Here is a 21,346-nt window from a genome sequence, read left to right as displayed (position 1 = left end):
GTCGCGGCGATCTGACGCGAGTTGATGCTAGAATCGCGTCACTCGCATCAGATTCGGACGCTCCTCATGGCCGACCCGCTCGGTAGCAACCTCAAGCTGTTATGCAGCCACTACCGTTCCATCGCCGAGGTGTGTCGGCGCCTGGAGATCAACCGCGCACAGTTCAACCGCTACCTGGCCGGGCAGAGCCGGCCGACCGCGTTCAACCTCAAACGCATCTGCGACTTCTTCGGCGTCGAGGACTACGAACTGCTGCTGCCGCCGGAACAGTTCGCCCGCCTGATCGGCGCCCGGGTCGGCGCCAGCGGGCGCCAGGCACAGGCCGACCCGCTGCTGGAGCTGCTGCAGCCGCTGCGCGAGCAGGGCAACGACCTGCGTCGCTACTGTGGCTACTACTTCGAATACTCCAACTGCATGTCGGTGCCGGGCAGCATCCTGCTGTCGCTGGTGCAGCTGCGCGAGGAGCGCGGCGACTTTCTGTTCGAGCGCCAGGAGCGTCAGGGGCGGCAGGACGCGGCGCGTGGCGGCGAAAGCGAAGACTGGGTGCGTTGCCGTTACCTGGGGGCGGCGTTCTACCTGCAGGATCGCCTGTTCCTCATGGACTACGAGTCGCTGACCGGCAACGAGATGACCCAGACCATCCTCATCCCCAGCTTCAAGAGCCGCATCACCCGCCTCAATGGTCTGAAGACCGGGGTGTCCAGCGGCGACCTGCGCACGCCGGCCTGTACCCGTGTGGTGTGGGAATTCCTCGGCACGGAGGTCAATCGGGTCAACGCCTTCCGCCAGATCGGCCTGTACAGCCCGGATGACCCGCGCATCGATGCCGACATCCGCCAACGCCTGGGCGGCGCGCAGATCCGCCAGGGGCTGTTCGAGATCGAGTAAGTCGTTAATGCGGCTGGTTGGGGTGGGTTGTGAGAATGCTGTGTGGGAGGGGCCCTGGCCGCGACTGCAAGCCCGCGTGGTCAATACCTCGGTCAAGGCCACTCCTGCAGGTGCTGTGGGAGCGACTTCAGGCGCGATCGGGGGCGATTCTCGGTGGCCTTATCGCGGCTAAAGCCGCTCCCACGGACACTGTCCACCTGGAACAACCACGGTTTTCACCAAATCCCAGGCAAAAAAAGACCCGCGCAAGCGCGGGTCTGAAGGCATTCGCCTGGCCTGGTGAGCCACAGGCGTAATGTTCGGCCAGCCCCGGCAGGAGAGTCGGGGCCGGCGCGAAAGGGTCACGCCAGCTCGTCGAAGCACTCGGCGACGATGGCCAGGCCTTTTTCCAGCTGGGCGTCCGGGATGGTCACCGGCATCAGGAAGCGCACCACGTTGTAGTAGGTGCCGCAGGACAGCAGGATCAGGCCCTTCTCGCGCGCCTTGGCGACGATCTTGCCGGTCAGTTCGGCCGCCGGTTTGCTGTGGTCGCCGTTCTCGAACAGCTCGATGGCAACCATGGAGCCCAGGCCGCGCACGTCACCGATGACCTTGTGCTTGGCGGCGATGTCGCGCAGGCCGGCCTTGAGCTTCTCGCCCACGGCCTGGCTGCGCTGCAGCAGGTTCTCTTCGTCGAACACTTTCAGCACGGCCAGGGCCGCGGCGCAGGCGATCGGGCTGCCGGCATAGGTGCCGCCCAGGCCGCCGGGGGCGATCTTGTCCATGATCTCGGCCTTGCCGCACACGCCGGAGATCGGGAAGCCGCCACCAACGGACTTGGCGAAGGTGGTCAGGTCAGGCACCACGCCGAGCTGCTCAGTGGCGAAGAAGGTGCCGGTACGGCCGGCGCCGGTCTGCACTTCATCGGCGATCAGCAGGATGCCGTGCTGGTCGCACAGGGCGCGCAGGCGCTTCATGAAGGCCGGGGAGTTGACGTAGAAACCGCCTTCGCCCTGCACCGGCTCGATGATGATGGCGGCGATGTCCTGCGGCTGAGCGTCGTTCTTGAAGATGCGCTCGATGCTGGCGATGGACTCGTCTTCGCTGACGCCGTGCAGTTCGCACGGTGCCTGGGCGCGGTATACGCCAGCGGGCATCAGGCCCATGCCGGCGGAGTAGGGCACCACTTTGCCGGTCAGGCTCAGGGTCATCATGGTGCGGCCGTGGTAGGCGCCGGTGAAGGCGATTACGCCGGCGCGGCCGGTGGCGGCACGGGCGATCTTCACGGCGTTCTCGACGGCTTCGGAGCCGGAGGTGACCAGCAGGGTCTTCTTGGCGAAGTCACCCGGTACGCGCTTGGCGATTTCTTCGCACAGCTCGATGTAGGGTTCGTAGGCCAGCACCTGGAAGCAGGTGTGGCTCAGCTTGGTCAGCTGCTCTTGCACGGCGGCAACCACTTTCGGGTGCAGGTGACCGGTGTTGAGTACGGCGATACCGCCGGCGAAGTCGATGTACTCGCGGCCTTCGACGTCCCACACGGTGGCGTTTTCGGCGCGTTCGGCGACGATCGGGTGGATCTGGCCCACACCGCGCGGAACAGCGGCGGCACGGCGTTGCAGCAGGGATTCGTTGGTCTTGCTCATGGTTTCCTCATAAGTCGCTCGTGGCGACTCGGTCCAAGGATGATGACGGGGGCAACACGCACCAGCTAACGATGATCGAACTGGACACGCGCTACCGAACCGTCTGCAGGGTTCGCCGGTGCCACCACCGGAAACGCCGACGCCGGCTGACGCAGCTCTTGCCTGTCAGTCGACACCCACGGAAATCTTGTCACGCTAATGGCGCAGCCCCACCTGTGGCCCTTGGCCAGGGGTGGGGCTGCGCACGGGTCAGATACCGCCCAGGCACATGTACTTGATCTCGAGGTAGTCCTCGATACCGTACTTGGAGCCTTCGCGGCCCAGACCAGAGGCTTTCATGCCGCCGAACGGTGCTACTTCGTTGGAGATCAGGCCGGTGTTGATACCGACCATGCCGTATTCCAGGGCCTCGGCCACACGGAACACGCGACCCAGGTCGCGGGCATAGAAGTAGGAGGCCAGACCGAACTCGGTGTCGTTGGACATGGCGATCACTTCGGCCTCGTCCTTGAAGCGGAACACCGGCGCCAGCGGGCCGAAGGTTTCTTCCTTGGCCACGGCGGCGTTGTTCGGCACGTTGGTCAGGATGGTCGGCTCGAAGAAGCTGCCGCCCAGGGCGTGCGGCTTGCCGCCCATGGCCAGGGTCGCACCCTTGCCGACGGCGTCTTCGATGTGTTCCTGGACCTTGGCCACGGCCTTGTTGTCGATCAGCGGGCCGGTGGTGGTGCCATCTTCCAGGCCGTTGCCGATGTTCAGCTTGGCTACGGCGGCCTTGAGCTTGTCGACGAAGGCGTCGTACACGCCGTCCTGCACGTACAGGCGGTTGGCGCACACGCAGGTCTGGCCATTGTTGCGGAACTTGGAGATCAGTGCGCCATCGACGGCGGCATCCAGGTCGGCGTCGTCGAACACGATAAACGGCGCGTTGCCGCCCAGTTCCAGGGACACCTTCTTGATGTCCTTGGCGCATTCGGCCATCAGCTGGCGACCGATTTCGGTGGAGCCGGTGAAGCTCAGCTTGCGCACGATCGGGTTGCTGGTCAGCTCGTTACCCACGGCGCCGGCGCTGCCGGTGATCACGCTGAACACGCCAGCCGGAATGCCGGCACGCTCGGCCAGCTCGGCCAGGGCCAGTGCGGAGTAGGGGGTCTGCGAAGCAGGCTTGAGCACCATGGTGCAACCGGCGGCCAGGGCCGGGCCGGCTTTACGGGTGATCATCGCGGCCGGGAAGTTCCACGGGGTGATGGCGGCGGTCACGCCGATCGGCTGCTTGATCACGATCAGGCGCTTGTCCGGCTGGTGGCCCGGAATCACGTCACCGTAGACGCGCTTGGCTTCTTCGGCGAACCACTCGAGGAAGGAGGCGGCATAGGCGATCTCGCCCTTGGCTTCGGCCAGCGGCTTGCCTTGCTCCAGGGTCATCAGACGGGCCAGGTCGTCCTGGTTTTCCATCATCAGCTCGAACCAGCGGCGCAGCTTGGTGGCGCGCTCCTTGGCGGTCAGCGCACGCCAGGCTGGCAGGGCCTTCTCGGCGGCTTCGATGGCGCGGCGAGTCTCGGCGGCACCCATCTTCGGCACGCTGCCGAGGATTTCGCCGGTGGCGGGGTTGTTCACTTCCAGGGTCTGACCGTTGTCGGCGTCCTGCCAGGAACCGTTGATATAGGCTTGCTGGCGGAACAGCTTGGCGTCTTTCAGTTGCATATTGTTCTCCTGGTGCACGGCGCCGACAGGTTGGACGGTCTGGCAAAGGGGGGCTGTGTGGGTTGTTCAGCCCGGCGTTTGAAATGTCAAACGAATGCTAGGGCCAGCGTCGGCAAAGGGCAAGAGTGACGTTCGATAAAATCAACAAAATAATCAAAAAGACTGAACAGGCCGTTGTATGCCCGAGCATTCCTTCTAAGCAGTGCGGCGCCAGTGGTTGTCTGGCTCTCCTGCATGCCTACGCAGCAGGCATTGGCATTACTTTCGTTCAATATTCAGAACGGATATGCCGGGGTATGCCACGTAGTGGGGTTCGACCTGCGCTACAGCCGTTCAGTTCGTCCGTAGGTTGTCGCGATACTGGCTCGGGCTCTGTCCGCTCCAGCGCTTGAAGGCACGGCTGAAGCTGCTGCTGTCGGCGAAACCGAGCAGGTAGGCGACTTCGCTGATCGAGCAGTCCAGTGCCTGCAGATGCTGCAGAGCCAGAGCGTGACGGGTCTCGGCCAGCACCTGTTCGTAGCTGCTGCCTTCCTCGCTGAGGTGGCGCTGCAGGCTGCGCAGGCTCAGGTGCAGGCCGTGGGCCAGGACCTCGGCGGAGGGCTCGCCATTCGGCAGGCACTGTTCCAGGGCGCGGCGCAGGCGGCGGGCCACGGTATCCGGCTGCAGGGCTTCGAGGCGCTTCTGCAGCACGGCCTCGTTGTGGGCGGCCAGCTCCGGGTTGCCGTCGTCCAGGGGGCGGTCGAGGTCGTCGCGGGCGAAGCACAGCATGTCCGCGGCGGCGGCGAAGTGCACGGGGGCGCGGAACACGTCCAGCCAGGGTTGCGGGTCGGCCGGGGCGGGGCGGCGCAGGTGCACGGCCAGTGGCGCGTAGTCGCGACCCAGGCGATTGCGACAGGTACGCACATAGATGGCGGCGAAGGCATCGATGGCTTCGGGCGCTGGCGGCGTGCTGCCGGGCGGCAGGCGGAAGTGGAATTCGCAGGTGGTGCCGACGTCGCGCAATTCCAGCACCAGTACATCGCTGACCACTTGGTGATAACGCACGATGCGCTCGAACACTTCGCGCAGGCTGCCGCTGGCCATCACCGCCATGCCCAGGGCGTGGAAGGTGGTCGGCGCGACATGGCGCGAGGTGCCCAGGCCCAGTGCCGGATCGCCACTGGCGGCCACGGCCAGTTGCCACAGGCGGGTGGTGGCACGCAGCGGGTAGCGCGCATTGGGATCATCCAGCTGGCTGGGGTCGAGGCCCGCCTCGACGCACAGGGCGGCGCTGTCCAGGCCAAGGGCATCGAGCTGGCGGCGCAGGGCGCGGGTCCAGCTGGCCAGGGTGGTGGGTTCAGTCATGCAGCTTGGCATTCTCGGTCAACAGGTTGGCGCCATGGGTCAGGCGGCCGGTGGCGCATGAGCGCACGCTGCACCGCACAACAAATTCGATATTCGTGGCGCTGCGTGATGCGCCTGAGCCAAGAGGATGCGTGCATGACCCCGACTCCTGCAACCCACCAAGAACGTTCGGCGCATATCCGCGCCGTGGTGATGGCCCGTGGCAACGAGCTGCGCGAGCGCTACCCGATCCTGCAGCACCAGGACGCCATCGGCGCCGGTATCCTGGCCTTCGCCCTGGCCGGTATGCTCGGCAGCGCCTGGCTCTACGCCGAGGGCACGATGGCCTGGTGGGTCTGCCTGCTGCTCAACGCCTTCTTCGCCTCGCTGACCCACGAGCTGGAGCATGACCTGATCCACTCCATGTACTTCCGCAAGCAGCGTGTGCCGCACAACCTGATGATGGGCCTGGTGTGGCTGGCGCGGCCGAGCACCATCAATCCGTGGATTCGCCGTAATCTGCACCTCAACCATCACAAGGTGTCCGGCACCGAGACCGATCTCGAAGAACGCGCCATCACCAACGGCGAGCCCTGGGGCTTCGCCCGCCTGCTGATGGTCGGCGACAACATGATGTCTTCGTTTATCCGCCTGCTGCGGGCGCCGACCTGGGAGCGGCGCAAGATGATCGTCACGCGCACGCTGGTGGGCTATGCGCCGCTGGGGCTGATCAACTGGAGCGTCTGGTACCTGTTCCTCGGTTTCCACCTGATCGACTTCGTCGCGACCGCTGCCGGCGCGCCGATCGCCTGGTCGGCCGCCACGCTGGCCGTCATGGATGTCATCACTTTTGCCGTGGTGGTGTTGGTTGGCCCCAATGTGCTGCGCACCTTCTGCCTGCACTTCATCAGCTCCAACATGCACTACTACGGTGACGTCGAGCTGGGCAACGTGATCCAGCAGACCCAGGTGCTCAACCCCTGGTGGCTGTGGCCACTGCAGGCGTTTTGCTTCAACTTCGGCAGCACCCACGGTATCCACCACTTTGTGGTCAAGGAACCCTTCTACCTGCGCCAGATGACCGCGCCGGTGGCGCACAAGGTGATGCGCGAGATGGGCGTGCGCTTCAACGACTTCGGCACCTTCGCCCGCGCCAACCGCTGGGACGAGCAGGACAAGCCGGCCGCCGCGCCCGTGCAGCAAACCGCCTGATGCTCTTCATCCGCCCTTTTGCCGGGGCGTCTACGGGGCCTGTGGGCCCCGCGTTGTTTGGAAGTTTCGATGAATATCCTGATCGTTCATGCTCATCCCGAGCCACAATCCTTCTGCACCGCCATGAAGGACCTGGCCGTCGTCACCCTGGAGGGCCTCGGCCATCAGGTACAGGTTTCCGACCTGTATGCCATGCAGTGGAACCCGGTGGCTTCGGCAGCCGACTTCGCCCAGCGCAGCAACCCGGATTACCTGGTCTACGCCCTGGAGCAGCGCGAGGCGGTCAAGCGCGGCGAAATCGCCGCGGACATCGCTGCCGAACTGGACAAGCTGTTGTGGGCCGACCTGGTGATCTTCAACTTTCCGCTGTTCTGGTGCTCGGTGCCGGCCATCCTCAAGGGCTGGATCGATCGCGTGCTGGTCTCCGGCACCTGCTACGGCGGCCTGCGCTTCTATGACCGCGGCGGCCTGGCCGGCAAGCGTGCGCTGCTCAGCTTCACCCTCGGCGGCCAACAGCACATGTTCGCCGACGAAGACGCCGTGCACGGCGATTGGGAGCCCATGCTGCGTCCCCTGCAGCGCGGCACCCTGGCCTATGTCGGCATGAGCGTGCTGCCGCCCTTCGCCGCCTACCACGTGCCCTACATCAGCCAGGAGGCGCGCGAAGACATCCTGCGGCGCTACGGCGATTACCTGCTGCAGTTGGAATTCGTCGAACCGCTGACCTTCCCTACGCTGGCCGATTTCGACAAGGGGCTGCGCCCGCTCAAGCAGGAGGTTCCGGCATGAAAACCTGGATCTGCGTGGTCTGCGGCCTGATCTACGACGAGCGCCATGGCTGGCCCGACGACGGCATTCCTGCCGGCACGCCCTGGACCGAGGTGCCGGATGACTGGCTGTGCCCCGACTGCGGGGTGAGCAAGGCCGACTTCGACATGCAAGAGCTGTAATCGACCGCCCGCATGGACGCCCGCGAGGCGGATGCGTATGATTGCGCCCCGCAACGCATCCGTAGCTCAGCTGGATAGAGTACTGCCCTCCGAAGGCAGGGGTCGTGGGTTCGAATCCCGCCGGATGCGCCAGATAGCTGTTTACCGTTGTCTCTAGCAGTCTACGGAATACCCTGAAAAGCCCGCCCTGTGCGGGCTTTCTTGTTTATGGCTGTATCTTCTTATCTACCCCTATGCTTGACCTCCGTGTACACCAGCGTGTACACCTGATGAAAATTAGAACCGGTGGTGTACAAGCATGAAGCGCAGCGAAATCAAGCGTCGCCCCCTGGCAGATACCGCCCTGGCTGGCCTGGAGCCGGAGAGCGCACCCTACCGGGAGCTGGATGGCGGCGGGCTGTACTTTCGGGTCAAGCCCAATGGCCAGAAGTCTTGGAACTTCCGCTACAAGAAACCGGACGGCAAGTGGTCGTGGCTCGGCCTGGGCAGTTACCCCGAGGTGAGCGGATCGGCTGCCAGGCAGAAAGCTGCCGAGCTGCGCGGTGACCTGGCGAACGGTAAGAACCCCATCGTAAGTAAGCAGGCCCGCAAGGCTGCTGACCTAATGGCTGCCAACAGCACCTTCGAGGCTCTGGCCAGGGAGTGGATAGAGATTCGGGTGGCCGGCTGGGCGCCGACCACGGCCAAGCGCACTATCGGCGCTCTGGAGTTACATGTCTTTCCAGTGTTTGGCTCCCGCTTGTACACCGAGATTTTGCCCATCGAGTGGATGGACTTCTTCAAGGGTATGGAACAGAAGGGCATCATCGAGCAGATGGGCCGGGTGCGCCGCTCCTGCAAAGAGGTGTATGACCTGGCCCGTGTCACTGGCCGCGCAGTGCATAACCCCATTGAGGGGCTGAGTCGCTTCCTGCAATCCAAGCCAGCCGAGAACTATGCCCACGTTACGGCGAAGGAATTGCCCACCCTACTGCGTGCCATTGCTGCTTACCCCCATGCACATGATCTGCGCCTTGGTCTGCGTCTGCTGATGCTCACAGGCGTGCGCCCCAGTGAACTGCGTGAAGCGCGCTGGGATGAGTTCGACCTCAAGGCTGGCTTGTGGTCGATACCAGCTGAGCGAATGAAGAAACGCCGGACGCACCTGGTGCCACTCTCCAGCCAGGCGCTCGAAGCGTTGGAGCAACTGCACACCCTGACCGGCGCCTACCCTCTGCTGTTCCCTGGTCGCAGCAGTCGAACCAAACCGCGCAGTAACATGGCTTTCAACATGGCCTTGCGTCGCATGGGTTACGCCGGTCGGCAGACCGGCCACGGCTTCCGCCATATCGCTTCCACCACCCTGCGCGAGCATGGCTTTGCCAAGGAGCATGTAGAGGCCCAGCTATCCCATGTTGAGGATGGCGTGGCCGGTGTCTACAACAAGGCCATCTACTTGGAGCAGCGCCGTACCATGATGCAGTGGTATGCCGACCATTTGGACGACCTGGAGTGCGACAACGTGGTCGCCGTGGATTTTGGCAAGCAGGCGTAATCCCTTCCCCGCAAGAGCAACGGCCAGCCTAGCCCTGCGGGGCGAAAAGCAGACTTCCCACCTGCCTGGCTGGCCGATCTATTTAGATCGTGGGAGCGCCTGGGAGGGCGTAGCGCATGAGCGATGAGCAGTTGAGGTCGCCTGAGTATTTTGAATGGCTTTTACATACACACCTCAAGATCAAGAAGCATGTATCTATTCCGTGGCAAGAGCTGACCGAGGCCGAGCCAGGCGCAAACCTGCTCACTTCTAATCCGGCCCTTCTTGCTGCTTTATCGAGAATCCACGCTGCCAAACAAAGGGGAGACGAGCCCTCTGACGAAGACCTACAAACATACAGAGACAAGTCAGGCCCTCAAAACCCTTTGCTGAGATTCGTTCAGGCCTACAACTGGTATCACGACGATAGCGACGCGGGCCAAGACTGGGCAGAGCATGTTCTAACCGAGTTAACACATGCTAAGGCGTTAGAAGATTTACAGGCATTTAGCGTAGGAGACTGGCTCGTCTGCGCGAAATTACTGCAAGGAGACATACCGATTCCCCGGAGAATTATCGGGGAGCTTTTGGAAAAAATAATAACGGAAGGGGAGCAAGCAAAAGCCAGCATCCCGGCCCTTGGAATTAAAAAGCCTAGCCGCGGAAGACCGTCTAATCCGATTGAGCGCGAACGCTATCTAACTAGCCTCAGATTTCAGTTTCGCGTCCTGACAGAAAAGGAGGGGATGACCGCCACAAGGGCATACGAAAGCATTGCCGACGAACAGAAAAAAGACGTGTCAACAATTCGCCGCGACCTTGAACGATTCGCTGTAGCGCGCGAGCAACAGAAGAAAGATATAGAAGCCCGCCTTGCGGAGGCCGAGGAAAAACAGGCGCGCTTGCTTGAAGCGTTTATGAAACACCAAGAAGGCACAGCCCGGCAGCCGGAGGACGGTTAGACGGGGATAAAAAAGCGATTTAACCCCGTAGAGCAACCGCAAATCCGCTCGTACCTTGCAGCCATCGTTACCCACACCGCCCAAGGAGGCGCAGACGATGGCAATGCAAACCACCCCGGCCCAAGCACCCCGCCGCTTTATCAAGCTGGCACAAGTGAAGGACTTCACCAGTCTTTCCACGTCCGAGCTGTACCGGCGCATTGCAGCTGGCACCTTCCCCCGCCAAGTCATGCTTGGGCCGAAGTCATCTGTCTGGATCGAAGCCGAGGTGTTGGCTTGGTGTGAAGCCCGCATCAGCGAAAGCCGTAGTGAGGTGGCTTAAGATGAACGGCAACATCAAGCCAATCATGGCCGCTAATACCGTCATCCCCCAGTTCGACCCTTGCGCCGTCATCATCCGTATGCCGGAACTGGAGTCGCTGACTGGCCTCAAGCGCCCCACCGTATACAAGCGTCTCAAAGACGACCCCACCTTCCCCAAGCCGGTGCCATTGAGCGATAGCGTGTCGCGCGGTGCACCTGTCGGCTGGGTTCTGGCCGAAGTTCAGGAGTGGGTACGTAAACGCATCGCACTTCGGGGGGAGGTGGCCTAATGACCCAAAAAGAAAAGGCCGACCAACAGGCCAGCCCCAAGAATCAAACGCCTCCTAATGATACCCGCGACTCCAGCTTGTGGAGCCACGTGTTGGCCTACCCGGCCAACGTCCTGATCGGCCACGTGACCGCTCGTTCTGAGCAGGTGCTTCGGCAGACCAACAGCGCCAAAGCCACGGAGTAATCACTATGACTATGAAGTTCAGCGCTTCTGCGCTGACGGGCTCGGCTTGCCTGGAGAAAGTGCTGGGTAGGCTGGACAAGGTTAAGCAGAGCGGTGTCGGGAAGTGGAGTGCGTGCTGCCCAGGGCATAACGACAAAGCCCCCAGCTTGAGCATCCGTGAGGCAGATGACGGCAAGGTGCTGCTGCACTGCTGGGCTGGCTGCACGACTGCTGAGATCACGGCGGCCATCGGTCTGGAGCTACGTGATCTGTTCCCAGGGGAGTCGAAGCCGCGCCAAGGCCCGAGCAAGGCCGCTGTCGAGCATGAGCGCACTGTCTACCAGATCGGCCTTTCGATTCAGATGCAGGGCTGTCACCTGAGCGCAGAGGATCAAGCCCGCTTTGATCTGGCCAAGCAGCGCCTGGGGGTGAAGCAATGACCATTCAGGATCGCTACGCCAAAGAGTGGGAGTGCATGCCCAGCCTCCCCGAGCCGCTGCCCCTGCTGCCCGAACTGGAGAAAGCTGCGCCCTACCCGATTCAGGCTTTGGGTGAACTGCTTGGTGGCGCTGCCCAGGCCATCGTGGAAGCAGTACAGGTGCCTGATGCTTTGGCTGCTCAGTCGATACTGTCTGCCGCCGCAATGGCCGCTCAGGCGCATGGCAACGCCCAGCGCGCTGGCCAGCAGATACCACTGTCGCTGTTTGCCTTGACCGTGGCCGAGTCGGGCGACCGCAAGTCGGCAGCGGATCGCCTGGCTGTGCAGGCGCACCAGCAGCACCAGCGCGAATTGCTGGCGCAGCACAAGGCCGAAGCCAAGGAGTACCGCAACAAACGTGACGCCTTCCAGAAAGCCCGTAGCAACATCCTCGACAAGGCCAAGGGCGACCCCGAGGCAGTGGCCGATGAGCTGGGCAATCTGCTGGAGCCCAAGGCACCGCCTGAGCCGTTCATCCTGTCCGAAGAGCCGACCCTGGAGGGGCTGCAAAAGTCCCTGTTGCGCGGCTACCCCTCGCAAGGCCTGTTCAGCGACGAAGGAGGGCAGTTCTTCGGCGGCCATGCCACCAAGCCCGAGAACGCTCTCAAGAGCGTGGCGGGTTTGTCGAAGCTGTGGGACGGCGCCCCGATCAGTCGTACTCGCGCGTCGGAGGGTGAGAGTTCGGCTCGTTATGGCTGCCGACTGAGTGCTCATCTGATGATTCAGCCCATCGTCGCCACGGAGGTGTTGAGCAACCCGATCATGCAGGGACAGGGTTTTCTTGCCCGCTTCCTGATTGCCTGGCCGGAGTCGCTGGCCGGCACGCGTTTCTACCGTGACGCCGACCCGTCCCGTGACGCGCGCCTTGGTCGCTACTGGCAGCGCATGGCGCGTTTGCTGGCGCAGGAGCCCGGCAAGGATGAGAACGGCGAGCTGGCACCGCCCATGCTGGTGCTGGAGCCTGCCGCCCTTGCTGCGTGGATCACTGAGCACGACGCCATCGAGCGCCAGCTTGGCCTGGGTGGTGACATGCAGGAGATCAAGCCGACCGCCGCCAAGGGCGCTGAGAACCTGTTACGCATCGCAGGCGTGTTCGCCGTGGTCGAAGGCAAGCCAACGATCTGTATCGACCTGATCGAGCGTGCTGGCGAGCTGGTGCGCTGGTATCTGACCGAGGCGCTGCGCCTGACCAACCCGAGCAAGATCGATGCGCAGTTGCTCCAGGCCCAGAAGCTGCTCGACTGGCTTCTGAGCAACCAGCGTTACAGCTTCGATGCCCGCACCCTGCAACGCGAAGGCCCGCCCTTCGTTCGCAAAAGCGCCAAGCAGCGCGACTCGATCTTGGCCGTGCTGGTGGAGTACCGCTGGCTGAACACCATCGATGGCAAGACCTTCAATCTCAATCCCGTTGCGACAACTGCGACTTTTGCGACAAACCGCGCCACTCAAGGCCCAGAGGTTTGCGACACGATTGCGACACGTTGCGACAGCGATACCCCGGAGCTGCGTTTGTCGCAGCCTGTCGCAACTCTGTCGCGCCAGCCAGATCCAGCAACCACGGGGCTTGTCGCAGAAGTCGCAAATGTCGCAGCACCGGCCAAATTCAGGGGTGAGCTATGAGTGCCGCTGAGCTGCTGAAGCTTGCCCAGGCCAAGGGCGTGTTGCTGGCGCTGGTCCAAGGCCGCCTGACCTGGGAGGCCGACCACCAGCCGCCGGCTGATCTGCTGGCAGAGCTGGTCGCGCACAAGGCCGAGATCATCGAGGCGCTGAACGGGGCGAACGATCCGCCTGCTGAGGCAATGGAATGGCTGGCCGGAGTCGCACGCCTGCTGGAATGCTTGGCTGACTACCTGCTGGGGAATGGCTTAGTAGATCGATTCGACCTTGCCGAGCAGCACCAGCATCCCCCGCGCCTTGCTGCACGCCTGATCCGCAGTCATCCGCAATGGCCAGCGCCCGCCCAGCTTAGGGAGCAGTTCGCGCGCGTGCGCGAGGAAGCCCGCGAACCATATGAGCCGCAAAGTGCTGATGGAGGTATCTCGCCAAACTGGATCGCCGCTCGTAACGCCTACCACGCCCACGCATTTGGCGCCTGTCCGCGCTGTTATCCACCGCTCAAACGACACTGCTTAATCGGTGCTGAGCTGCGCGCTCGCTATGACCATGAGACCCACATCCTGGAGGCCCACGATGGAAAAAGTAGAGCTTGATCTGAAAGTCCAACTGAACCAAGGCGAAACCACCAACCAAGCCATGGCTCGCACCGTGACCAATCCCGAATGCCTGAGTGCTTCGGTGTTAACCATCTGCCAGAACATCGATCACGCCAAGGTCACGGAGATGGTGGCTGAGATTCGACAACAAGCGGCAGCCATCCATGCGGATGATCTGTCCCGACCAGAAAGCATGTTGATTTCACAGGCTCATACTCTCGACGGGCTGTTTGCCAAACTGGCCACGCAGGCGCTGACGGCGGGGAGTCTGGATGGGATGGAGCGCTATATGCGCTTGGCCTTAAAGGCGCAGAGCCAGTCCCGAGCAACGCTCCAAACCCTGGGCGAACTCAAGGCACCCAAGCAGATCGCATTCGTGAAACAAGCCAACATTGGCAACCAAGTGCAAGTCAATAACGAGAGCAGCCCTGCGCGCACGCGCGCGAAGAAAAAACCAAAAGCGCCAAACGAACTATTGGAGGTGCAACATGGCGAAAGGTTGGACACCCGAGCGCAGAGCTCGGCAGGCGGAGCTGATTCGGCAATGGCGCCCCTGGGAGAAAAGCACCGGGCCGACCAGCCCGGAAGGCAAGAGGCGAGCCTCGCAGAATGCCTGGAGAGGTGGCGTTAGGCCCGAGCTACGAGAGCTGGCAGCGTTACTCCGAGAGCTGGAGGCAGCCTCTGCCGAGTGGCGATCCAGCCGGGATAATGAGTTTCCAGGCGAGTAACTGATCTGCCGCTCATATGTACGGAGAGCGGCATAAACCTTTGATCACGGTTCGATTTCATTTACCTGGCGTCCTTCCAGGTCATAGGCCTTGTCTGTCAGAGATACATTGAGACGCATACCGTCACAGGCAATGGTTATCTGCCCGCCACAACCCGGATGCACGAACGCAATCGGCACAGGTGATGCGTCTGTGCCAACGTAGTCGACTTCATGTGGCGGCAACACACTGCAACCTTCTGCTCCACACCTTAAGCAACGAGCCTGGCTCTGGCGGGCGGAAAGGGCTGTTCGCGTCAATTGGTACTCAGCCAGGCTTTCGGCTGCTGACTCAATCTCACCTTCGAGGCAGCGTTGCCTGGTGCTTTTTCTTGGCTGAAATAGCCAGAAACGCTTCTTGGGGGTGACTGCAATAATCACATCAAGCTCGGCCTGAAAAGCCTGCAGCTTTCTTTGCAGTAGCAGCTCACCCGAAGCATCCGGCAGCACCTCAACTGCGTTCAAATCCATACAGGAAGGACACCAGCCCATAGCCGCACGTAGACGAAGCTTTGTCTCTCCATAAACGTAATACCTATAGCCCCAAGTGCCTGCGTCCCAGCAGCTCAGCTCACAGGCAGTGCATTGGTATGTAGCGACTGGCATGGACATGACACACCCTCCCTGGGTGAGTGGATTGCATGCTCAACCCCCCAGCAACTTCTGGGACGAAACTGCTCTATCCCTCACTCAGCGTCTGACTTGGGGGATCTCGTAGCGAGTATGTGCGGTCAGCTCCAAAAGCGTTTCCATCTGACCGACTGCCCTGACTATCTGGTAAAGGTCGAGATTGTCGATGTTCGTGTGCTGACTAACGTAGTTGGCCAGATAGGCCTTCGATTTGCACTCAACGCCATTGCGGCAGCAGGCCAGATAGGCGAAAGATTCGGCCTCCAGCTCCCGCTGTGCATGAGTCAACGGTGGGCGCTCGGGAATGCTGAGCCGCTCGTCAGGGCCGAGATGCCCAAGGAAAAGATGACCGAGCTCATGAGCCAAGGTGCTGAACTGCACATTGGGCGCGTGGTTCTGGTTGATTCGCATCAGGTACTTGCTGGTGGGAGCGATCTTTTTATTCTTGTCATGCTTGGCTGGTGGCTTTTGCGTCACCTCGATGGAGCCGGCGCTGTGGCCACCGCCATCAAAGTAGTGGTACAGAATGCCCCTGCGCTCCATTAGCACCAGGAAACGCTTCATACGCTCCATGGTGATCTCGCCGCAGGCCTGGAAGAAACTGACGTCCGCAGGCAGCGGAGTCCCCTCCGTATCCTCTACGTCATAGACCAAGGCCACCGGCCCGAAGGGCCAGAGGATAAGCAAGGGCCGGGCATCCCGCTTCGGGCGACGGTTGAACCGTTCGCGCCAGTCGAGTGCCGATGCGGCGTAGCTCAACCCTGGTTTCTGTATCTGCAGCAGCATGGCGTTGAACGGCGCGAAATTCCTGAGCTTCACCACAAAATCAAGCAGGCTCAGGTAATCGGCGCTGCTGTGATAGAGCCGCGAGTCGTCAAGCAACTGATCCAGCAGCGTACGGGCGGCCTCTGACTCGAACAGGTCTTGCTGATGAGCCATGATCGGTCACCTCTTCCATGAATGAACTCTAATTGCAGATCAGTCTTCAACGAAGTAATCGCTATCCAGCTGCTTCACCTCGTACACCTGCTTAACGCTCACGCCGAGGTTGTTCTCCACCATCAGCCGCGCCAGCTCCACGCCGTCGATTAGCACTACTTTGATATCCAGCCCCAACGCCGCCTCGCGGGCACCGGCGGAGAAGTCCGAAGTGGTGATAAACACGCCCTTGCGTGCCCGCTGACGGGTCAGCGCGCCGATGAACTTGTCGATTTCCGGGCGGTGCACGGTGTTGCTCCAGCGCTTGGCCTGAAGGTAGATCACGTCCAGGCCGAGTTTGTCCTCCTTGATGATGCCGTCGATACCGTCGTCGTTGGTGGCCTGGGTCGCCTTGCCGGCCTCCTTGCGCGAGCCGCCGTAGCCCATGGCGAGCATCAGATCGACCACCAGTTGTTCGAAGAAGCTCGGCGTGGCCGCCCGCACCTGCGCCAGCAGCTCATCCGCCAGCGACTGCAGCAGCGCCTGGTGCGCCTCTGCCAGTTGTTCGTCCGGCGTCGTTTCGGCGGCATCCAGCTCTATGGCAGTCGGCGCATCAGCCGTCTGCGGCTTGGCGGTATGGAAGTCGGCAAACTCGGGAAACTGCTTCAACCAACTCACGGTGATGCGCTCGGGACCACTGACCAACGCATCGCGGCCCCGCGCAGTGATCTGCACCATGCCCTTGGCCGGAATACACAGCAGACCAGCCTTGTTCAGGTAGGTGCGTGCCCAGCCCACGCGGTTGTTGATCACCGTTTGATTACCCGAAGGTAATCGTTCTTTGCGCTCGTCCTCGGTCAGTTGGAACTGATCGGCAACGCGCTCGCGCAGCTCGTTGAGTGCCAGTGGCACGCCATCCTGCACAGTCGCCAGCACCGGACGCATCACACTTTGAAAATCCGGAATTGCCACCTCTACTTTTCTCCTTGCAGACTCGACTCCTGCATGAGCCGATCAGCCCTCGTCCTTATGGAAGCATCCTGTGTATGCATTGCATTTCACTTAGAGCAATTCGTTTAGTATCCCGAACCACCGCAGTGACTGCAGGCTGAATGACAGTCATTATCTGCTTCATAAATCTCTTGCCCCGTGACATCTCGGACAGAATGAATCGTAGTAGCCTCCTGACCTATCGCTGCTGGAGGTGTCGGAACTCTTTGAATCACTCGGCTTCACTTTTGGGGAGGTGCACCGGATCAGCTTGATTGCTGTTCGCCAGCGTCTCGACTAAACGATCAAAAACAATGGTTGGACTTCCATTCATAAGAACATAGCTGGCTAGGATCTCACCATGGTCATCTTCAAAGAAGAGGTGGATTCCGTTCGCCTGCGGCAGCCATTTGGACTGCTCAAGCCAGCCTGAAAAGGTGAACCCTTTGGAGGCAAAACTACGCGACCAAGAGACACCTTCCGAATTCCAGCGGTAGCCTGACTGCTTAAGGTGATGTCTGAGGCCATGGGTGCCACCCTCAACACCCTGATAGATATTGCTCAGCCTGACTACGATGCGCTGTATTTCCCCAGAAAGAGGCGGATAGTCATTCCACTTCAGCGAGCAGAACTGGTCACGCAGCTCGTGCAAGAAAGGGGACTCTTCTTGGCTACGGGTCAGCAGGTACAACTCGTGCTTCGGTCGGGTAATGGCCACATAGAACAGGCGGCGTTCAGCCTCAATAAGGCTTTCGATGTTGTCGCCAAACAGGCGAAAGAACTGACTATCCGAATGTATCAGCGGGTAACGCCCCTGCAGTGCATCCAGCACGATCACCACCGATTTCTCCCGACCTTTATACCTGTGAGTGGTGGAGGCCGTGATGCGCTTGCGATCGTTAGCAGGGAACTGCTGACGCACCCACTCTAGGAAAGTCTCCCAAGCTCTGCTTTTATCACCCGGCTCAGCCACCGCCCACTTTAGGTAGCTGGCACGGGCTAGCAGTACTACATCCCGGTTGTTCATCAGAGCCCGATTCACCAACCGAATCACCGCTGCTGCAAAGGCTGAACCGTTGTACAGATGCCGTTCACGCTCGGTAGGTTGAAACGCATCTACATCGACACGATATATGGCCGGTTCGCCGGTGATGGATGAGAGTGCTGGCTTGCCTCGGCCCCGCATCAACTGATTACCCAGCTCTACGATCGAATGTGTGGAGCGGTAATTGGTGGTGATGTAGCAATCCAGTGGGGCCGGGAAGTAGTCGCCAAAGTCATTAAAGAATCGCAGGTCTGAGCCGGCGAAGCCATTGATTGCCTGCCAGTCATCACCTACGCAGAAGACCAATGCATTTGGGGCTTGCTGACAAATCGCGGCAAGCAGACGGTGAAAGAGCTCACTGAAGTCCTGGTACTCGTCCACACCAATGAAGCGCAACTGGCGCAGGTCGCCAGCACCATCCTTGCGGGAAAAACCTGTCTGATCTGCACTGATGCACTGAGCAGCCTTGAGTAACAAGCCGTCAAAATCCTCTTCGCGACTGTGCTCCAGCCAGTGTAGATATGCACCATACAACTCGGCCGCTAGCAGCAACCAATCACGCTCTGCCTGCCCCGCACTGTGTTGCTCAATGCGCTGAGCAAGATCATCCAGACTCCAAGCCTGCTTACGGCAGCGCTGGATGAACTGCACCACCACCCTGGTGAAACGATCCAAAGGCCGCTGCTCCCAGATGCGCTCCCAGATCTGGTCCAAGCTCAGCGGCTGACACTGCCAACCCTGCTCGGCGAGACGCTCGCACAATAACTGATAGCATTCGGAGCGCGTCTTGGCGCTGAAGTCAGAAGGCGTTAGTTCGAGGAGCTTCCAGTTCGGATTTTGAGCCCAGAACTTACGCTTCTGCTCAGCAGCCGCATCGTAATCCGGGTCACCGAGCAACCCGAAATACTCAATGATCAGGCCGCGATTAGCCGAGGCATCCGTCAAGGCAAAGTCGGGTTTGTAGGGGACTCCCTGCCAATCAAAACGGCGCTCGTACTCATAAAGCACGCCATGCTCGAACAAAAAGTCGGCAATACGCTTCTCACCACGGGACTTGTAGTCCCTTCCATCCAGACCGAGCCGGGGAATGTTACGGCGCCATTCCAGCAGATCCGCTGGCGCCCTGTCGAATCCAGCACTAATAATGTCTTCCCAATCCTGGCGAAAAAAACGCAACATTACGTTGCGCACACGAGGTAGGGTTTCCGGCCGCTGGATTAGGCAGTCGATCAGCGCTTGCAGTGCACGGCTCTTGCTTTGCTCCGCAGGTTCATCCACTAGGATGGCTTGCTGCGGATGCACCACTGCGTAGGCCAGTGCATGAAAGGTCATGATGTGCGGAATGCGCTCGGGACTTAGCTTTTCGAACTGCTCGCGCATGTTCTGTGCTGCCTTGCGGTTGAAGGCCAGTAGAAGCATTTCGTGGGGTTTTACACGACAGTGTTCCATAAGGAACAGAAAGCGGCGGATCAGCGTGGTGGTCTTGCCACTGCCGGCACGGGCTACCACGCGCACATTGCCTTCTACAGTTGCTATAGCTGCAAGCTGCTCGTCATCTGGTAACGGGATTATGCCTCGCTTCTGAAGCCAATCCGCGACAAAGGTCTTGCGCAGCTTGAGAAACTCATTTTCGCTCACCAAAGCCGCATAGCGCTCTTCATATGCACCGCTGGCGGTCAGATAGTCTTCTTCCAGATCCAGGCGGATGCGTTCGGCACGTCTGGTCCGCTCATTTAGGCTTTCTATCCTTGCGCGCTTCAGGCGCTGCTGCTCACGCTCGACAATCAGCTCCTGCAGCAACTCAGCCTCGAAGCAGCGCATATATACGTGCAGATATGCCAAGTCGCAAACGCGACTCAGCGCATACAGCAGCTCTAACTCTTCCTCGGTACGACCATCAAAAACGACCTGCGGTTCACAGTCTGGATCGGAGTCCTCGAAATAGCTGCGCCAGTCAGGCCAGAGCACCAGAAGCCGATGCACTAGCTTGCCGGCAAAACTATACTTGGTGATCATTGGAAAGCCTTCCAGCATCGTCCAAGGCACAAAGCAGGCATCAAGCAAGCGCCTCGATCACTTTAAGCTTTATCGAGTTGAGCAGATCGGCAGAGTCGTAGATCTTCTTGATGCCGAACTCTTTGCTGAGTTGTTCTGCGTTACCGGTGAGCGCATGACCTGCATAACCCGTCAAGATGATCAGCAGATCAGCGCTGCAATGCTTCTCCTTGAGTATGGAGTAGGGCGGCGGGCTGCCCTCTCCGGCGGTAGCCTTGCTTTTGATGCCTAGATCTTGGTCAAGCATGGCCTCGATTTTTCTAATATCAGAGACATGCCCACCGATGATGCCCACACGCTTGCCCTTCAGCTTTCTGATCTTCTCTTTATCAAGCGCATGTTGGTTTAGCTTGCAGCTAATCGAGTCACGCTCCGATTGGCATTCTTCCAAAAGCTGTTTCAGTTTAGCCATGCTGTTTTTTAGGTCATTTTCCTCCCCAGAAAGCTCCCTATCATGACTATCAACCATATCAATCAGCTCGTCGATAAGATCCTGATCCTTACCGCTACGAATCAAGCTAGTGGAACTCTCCACCTTTGCGATCAACTCCAACATTTTTTCTGTAGATTTAGGCATAGTTCTTCATTACCCCCTTACGAAGAAGAATGGCAATCCCTTTCCTCAACTTTTTTTCTAGGTAGTAATTTCGAACCAGAATAAAAAACAGAAAAAACGAAACAGATAAAAACAGCGAGAAAACCAGATTGGAAAAATAGGCGATATACCGAGAGGCATATGCTTCGCCGCTCAGGGCTTTCTTTGCAAACGTCCAAAACTCATCATAAAGAGCCAGCGGCTCGCTCCTATATAACCTCAACCTCCCCAGCACCTCTTGCCCAACCACAGCTGTCACCAGCGGTTTTTCGCTGTAAGAATGTTTGAAGCTGACCGTAACGGGTACCGCTGCACTTCTGAATACCGGAATTTCGACCAGCTCACCGCGAGTAAGTCCCTGATTACTTGTCCACTCTCTGAACGCAGAGCACTCCAGATCAACACAGATATCTACAGCCATCGTAAAGGCTGAAAAGTTCGACTCCAGTAGCTGCGTTAGCGATTTTTTGTCATTAGCACGAATATGCTCGCGCACAAGGGCCGGGAAAGCATGGGCAACCATGTTGAAATCCACGGTCTGCACTCTAGAAATTGCCTGCCAGTATGATTGATAACTACTTTTGAAAGAAAAAAGAAAGGCTGCAAAAAAAACCAGAAAAGCAATAGCCAAGCCCGCCGCCACGGCAACGGTACGATTTTTCAGAATGCGATACATAACTTCATCTTTCATTTAAACATCCCATACTGGCAATGATAAAAAACTGAAC

The 21,346-nt window shown here is 60.0% G+C and carries 22 protein-coding genes and 1 tRNA gene; 14 read left to right on the top strand and 9 right to left on the bottom strand.

The genetic code is table 11. From position 1 onward, the window contains the following. Positions 1-66 precede the first annotated feature (66 nt). The gene (locus tag P7A97_RS09755; RefSeq protein WP_277689737.1) at positions 67-888 is read left to right on the top strand and encodes a helix-turn-helix transcriptional regulator; all 822 of its coding nucleotides are present in this window, start codon (positions 67-69) and stop codon (positions 886-888) included. A 341-nt stretch (positions 889-1,229) separates the two neighbouring features. Here P7A97_RS09755 and gabT read toward each other — a convergent pair whose 3' ends face one another. The 3 genes from gabT to P7A97_RS09740 all read right to left on the bottom strand — a co-directional run bounded on the left by gabT (position 1,230) and on the right by P7A97_RS09740 (position 5,555). Next, positions 1,230-2,510, bottom strand: coding sequence for a 4-aminobutyrate--2-oxoglutarate transaminase (gene gabT, locus P7A97_RS09750; protein WP_277689736.1), 1,281 nt, complete (start codon positions 2,508-2,510; stop codon positions 1,230-1,232). Between the two features lie 249 nt (positions 2,511-2,759). Beyond that, positions 2,760-4,211 (bottom strand): NADP-dependent succinate-semialdehyde dehydrogenase, encoded by a 1,452-nt coding sequence (gene gabD / locus P7A97_RS09745; protein WP_277689735.1) that lies wholly within the window; start codon positions 4,209-4,211, stop codon positions 2,760-2,762. Between the two features lie 333 nt (positions 4,212-4,544). Further along, the gene (locus P7A97_RS09740) at positions 4,545-5,555 is read right to left on the bottom strand and encodes an AraC family transcriptional regulator (RefSeq protein ID WP_277689734.1); all 1,011 of its coding nucleotides are present in this window, start codon (positions 5,553-5,555) and stop codon (positions 4,545-4,547) included. A gap of 135 nt (positions 5,556-5,690) precedes the next feature. Here P7A97_RS09740 and P7A97_RS09735 point away from each other — a divergent pair, with 135 nt between their 5' ends. The 13 genes from P7A97_RS09735 (at position 5,691) to P7A97_RS09675 (ending at position 14,250) form a co-directional block, all read left to right on the top strand. After that, entirely contained in the window at positions 5,691-6,746 is a 1,056-nt protein-coding gene (locus P7A97_RS09735) for a fatty acid desaturase (protein ID WP_277689733.1), read from the top strand. A gap of 69 nt (positions 6,747-6,815) precedes the next feature. Continuing rightward, positions 6,816-7,535: an NAD(P)H-dependent oxidoreductase gene (locus P7A97_RS09730; protein WP_277689732.1), complete on the top strand. Its 720-nt coding sequence runs from the start codon at positions 6,816-6,818 to the stop codon at positions 7,533-7,535. Next, positions 7,532-7,696, top strand: coding sequence for a rubredoxin (locus tag P7A97_RS09725; protein WP_277689731.1), 165 nt, complete (start codon positions 7,532-7,534; stop codon positions 7,694-7,696). The genes P7A97_RS09730 and P7A97_RS09725 overlap by 4 nt, the downstream gene beginning before the upstream one ends. A gap of 55 nt (positions 7,697-7,751) precedes the next feature. Further along, positions 7,752-7,828 (top strand) — tRNA-Arg (locus P7A97_RS09720). Between the two features lie 166 nt (positions 7,829-7,994). Beyond that, the gene (locus P7A97_RS09715) at positions 7,995-9,230 is read left to right on the top strand and encodes a tyrosine-type recombinase/integrase (protein WP_277689730.1); all 1,236 of its coding nucleotides are present in this window, start codon (positions 7,995-7,997) and stop codon (positions 9,228-9,230) included. Positions 9,231-9,346: 116 nt separating this feature from the next. Beyond that, positions 9,347-10,171: a hypothetical protein gene (locus P7A97_RS09710; RefSeq protein ID WP_277689729.1), complete on the top strand. Its 825-nt coding sequence runs from the start codon at positions 9,347-9,349 to the stop codon at positions 10,169-10,171. A gap of 97 nt (positions 10,172-10,268) precedes the next feature. Next, positions 10,269-10,493, top strand: coding sequence for an AlpA family phage regulatory protein (locus P7A97_RS09705; RefSeq protein ID WP_277689728.1), 225 nt, complete (start codon positions 10,269-10,271; stop codon positions 10,491-10,493). A 25-nt stretch (positions 10,494-10,518) separates the two neighbouring features. Further along, positions 10,519-10,764: an AlpA family phage regulatory protein gene (locus tag P7A97_RS09700; RefSeq protein ID WP_277689762.1), complete on the top strand. Its 246-nt coding sequence runs from the start codon at positions 10,519-10,521 to the stop codon at positions 10,762-10,764. Further along, a complete protein-coding gene (locus P7A97_RS09695) occupies positions 10,764-10,949 on the top strand; it encodes a hypothetical protein (RefSeq protein WP_277689727.1) in 186 nt (61 codons plus the stop codon). Before P7A97_RS09700 ends, P7A97_RS09695 begins: the two co-directional genes overlap by 1 nt. A gap of 5 nt (positions 10,950-10,954) precedes the next feature. Then, positions 10,955-11,368, top strand: coding sequence for a virulence-associated protein E (locus tag P7A97_RS09690; protein WP_277689726.1), 414 nt, complete (start codon positions 10,955-10,957; stop codon positions 11,366-11,368). Continuing rightward, on the top strand, positions 11,365-13,026 hold the full coding sequence (locus P7A97_RS09685) for a YfjI family protein (RefSeq protein ID WP_277689725.1): 1,662 nt from the start codon (positions 11,365-11,367) through the stop codon (positions 13,024-13,026). The genes P7A97_RS09690 and P7A97_RS09685 overlap by 4 nt, the downstream gene beginning before the upstream one ends. Further along, positions 13,023-13,616, top strand: coding sequence for a hypothetical protein (locus P7A97_RS09680; RefSeq protein ID WP_277689724.1), 594 nt, complete (start codon positions 13,023-13,025; stop codon positions 13,614-13,616). The genes P7A97_RS09685 and P7A97_RS09680 overlap by 4 nt, the downstream gene beginning before the upstream one ends. After that, entirely contained in the window at positions 13,597-14,250 is a 654-nt protein-coding gene (locus P7A97_RS09675; protein WP_277689723.1) for a hypothetical protein, read from the top strand. The genes P7A97_RS09680 and P7A97_RS09675 overlap by 20 nt, the downstream gene beginning before the upstream one ends. 141 nt (positions 14,251-14,391) lie before the next feature. On the opposite strand, the gene P7A97_RS09670 is transcribed toward P7A97_RS09675, so the two are convergent. The 6 genes from P7A97_RS09670 to P7A97_RS09645 all read right to left on the bottom strand — a co-directional run bounded on the left by P7A97_RS09670 (position 14,392) and on the right by P7A97_RS09645 (position 21,309). Then, the gene (locus P7A97_RS09670) at positions 14,392-14,856 is read right to left on the bottom strand and encodes a hypothetical protein (protein ID WP_277689722.1); all 465 of its coding nucleotides are present in this window, start codon (positions 14,854-14,856) and stop codon (positions 14,392-14,394) included. Between the two features lie 219 nt (positions 14,857-15,075). Further along, positions 15,076-15,954 carry an ImmA/IrrE family metallo-endopeptidase gene (locus P7A97_RS09665; protein ID WP_277689721.1) on the bottom strand — a complete coding sequence of 293 codons (879 nt, stop codon included), beginning with the start codon at positions 15,952-15,954 and terminating at the stop codon, positions 15,076-15,078. Between the two features lie 39 nt (positions 15,955-15,993). Next, a complete protein-coding gene (locus tag P7A97_RS09660) occupies positions 15,994-16,905 on the bottom strand; it encodes a restriction endonuclease (RefSeq protein ID WP_277689720.1) in 912 nt (303 codons plus the stop codon). A 250-nt stretch (positions 16,906-17,155) separates the two neighbouring features. Beyond that, positions 17,156-19,984: a UvrD-helicase domain-containing protein gene (locus tag P7A97_RS09655; RefSeq protein ID WP_277689719.1), complete on the bottom strand. Its 2,829-nt coding sequence runs from the start codon at positions 19,982-19,984 to the stop codon at positions 17,156-17,158. Between the two features lie 40 nt (positions 19,985-20,024). Continuing rightward, positions 20,025-20,600 carry a hypothetical protein gene (locus tag P7A97_RS09650; protein ID WP_277689718.1) on the bottom strand — a complete coding sequence of 192 codons (576 nt, stop codon included), beginning with the start codon at positions 20,598-20,600 and terminating at the stop codon, positions 20,025-20,027. Further along, positions 20,593-21,309, bottom strand: a complete 717-nt coding sequence (locus tag P7A97_RS09645) for a hypothetical protein (protein WP_277689717.1) — start codon at positions 21,307-21,309, stop codon at positions 20,593-20,595. The genes P7A97_RS09650 and P7A97_RS09645 overlap by 8 nt, the downstream gene beginning before the upstream one ends. Between the last annotated feature and the right edge of the window lie 37 nt (positions 21,310-21,346).

This window comes from Pseudomonas sp. GOM6, from assembly GCF_029537485.1.
Classification (GTDB): Bacteria; Pseudomonadota; Gammaproteobacteria; order Pseudomonadales; family Pseudomonadaceae; genus Aquipseudomonas.
The sequence above is the reverse complement of the archived record's forward strand: the minus strand, read 5'-3'. Positions and strand labels throughout refer to the sequence as shown.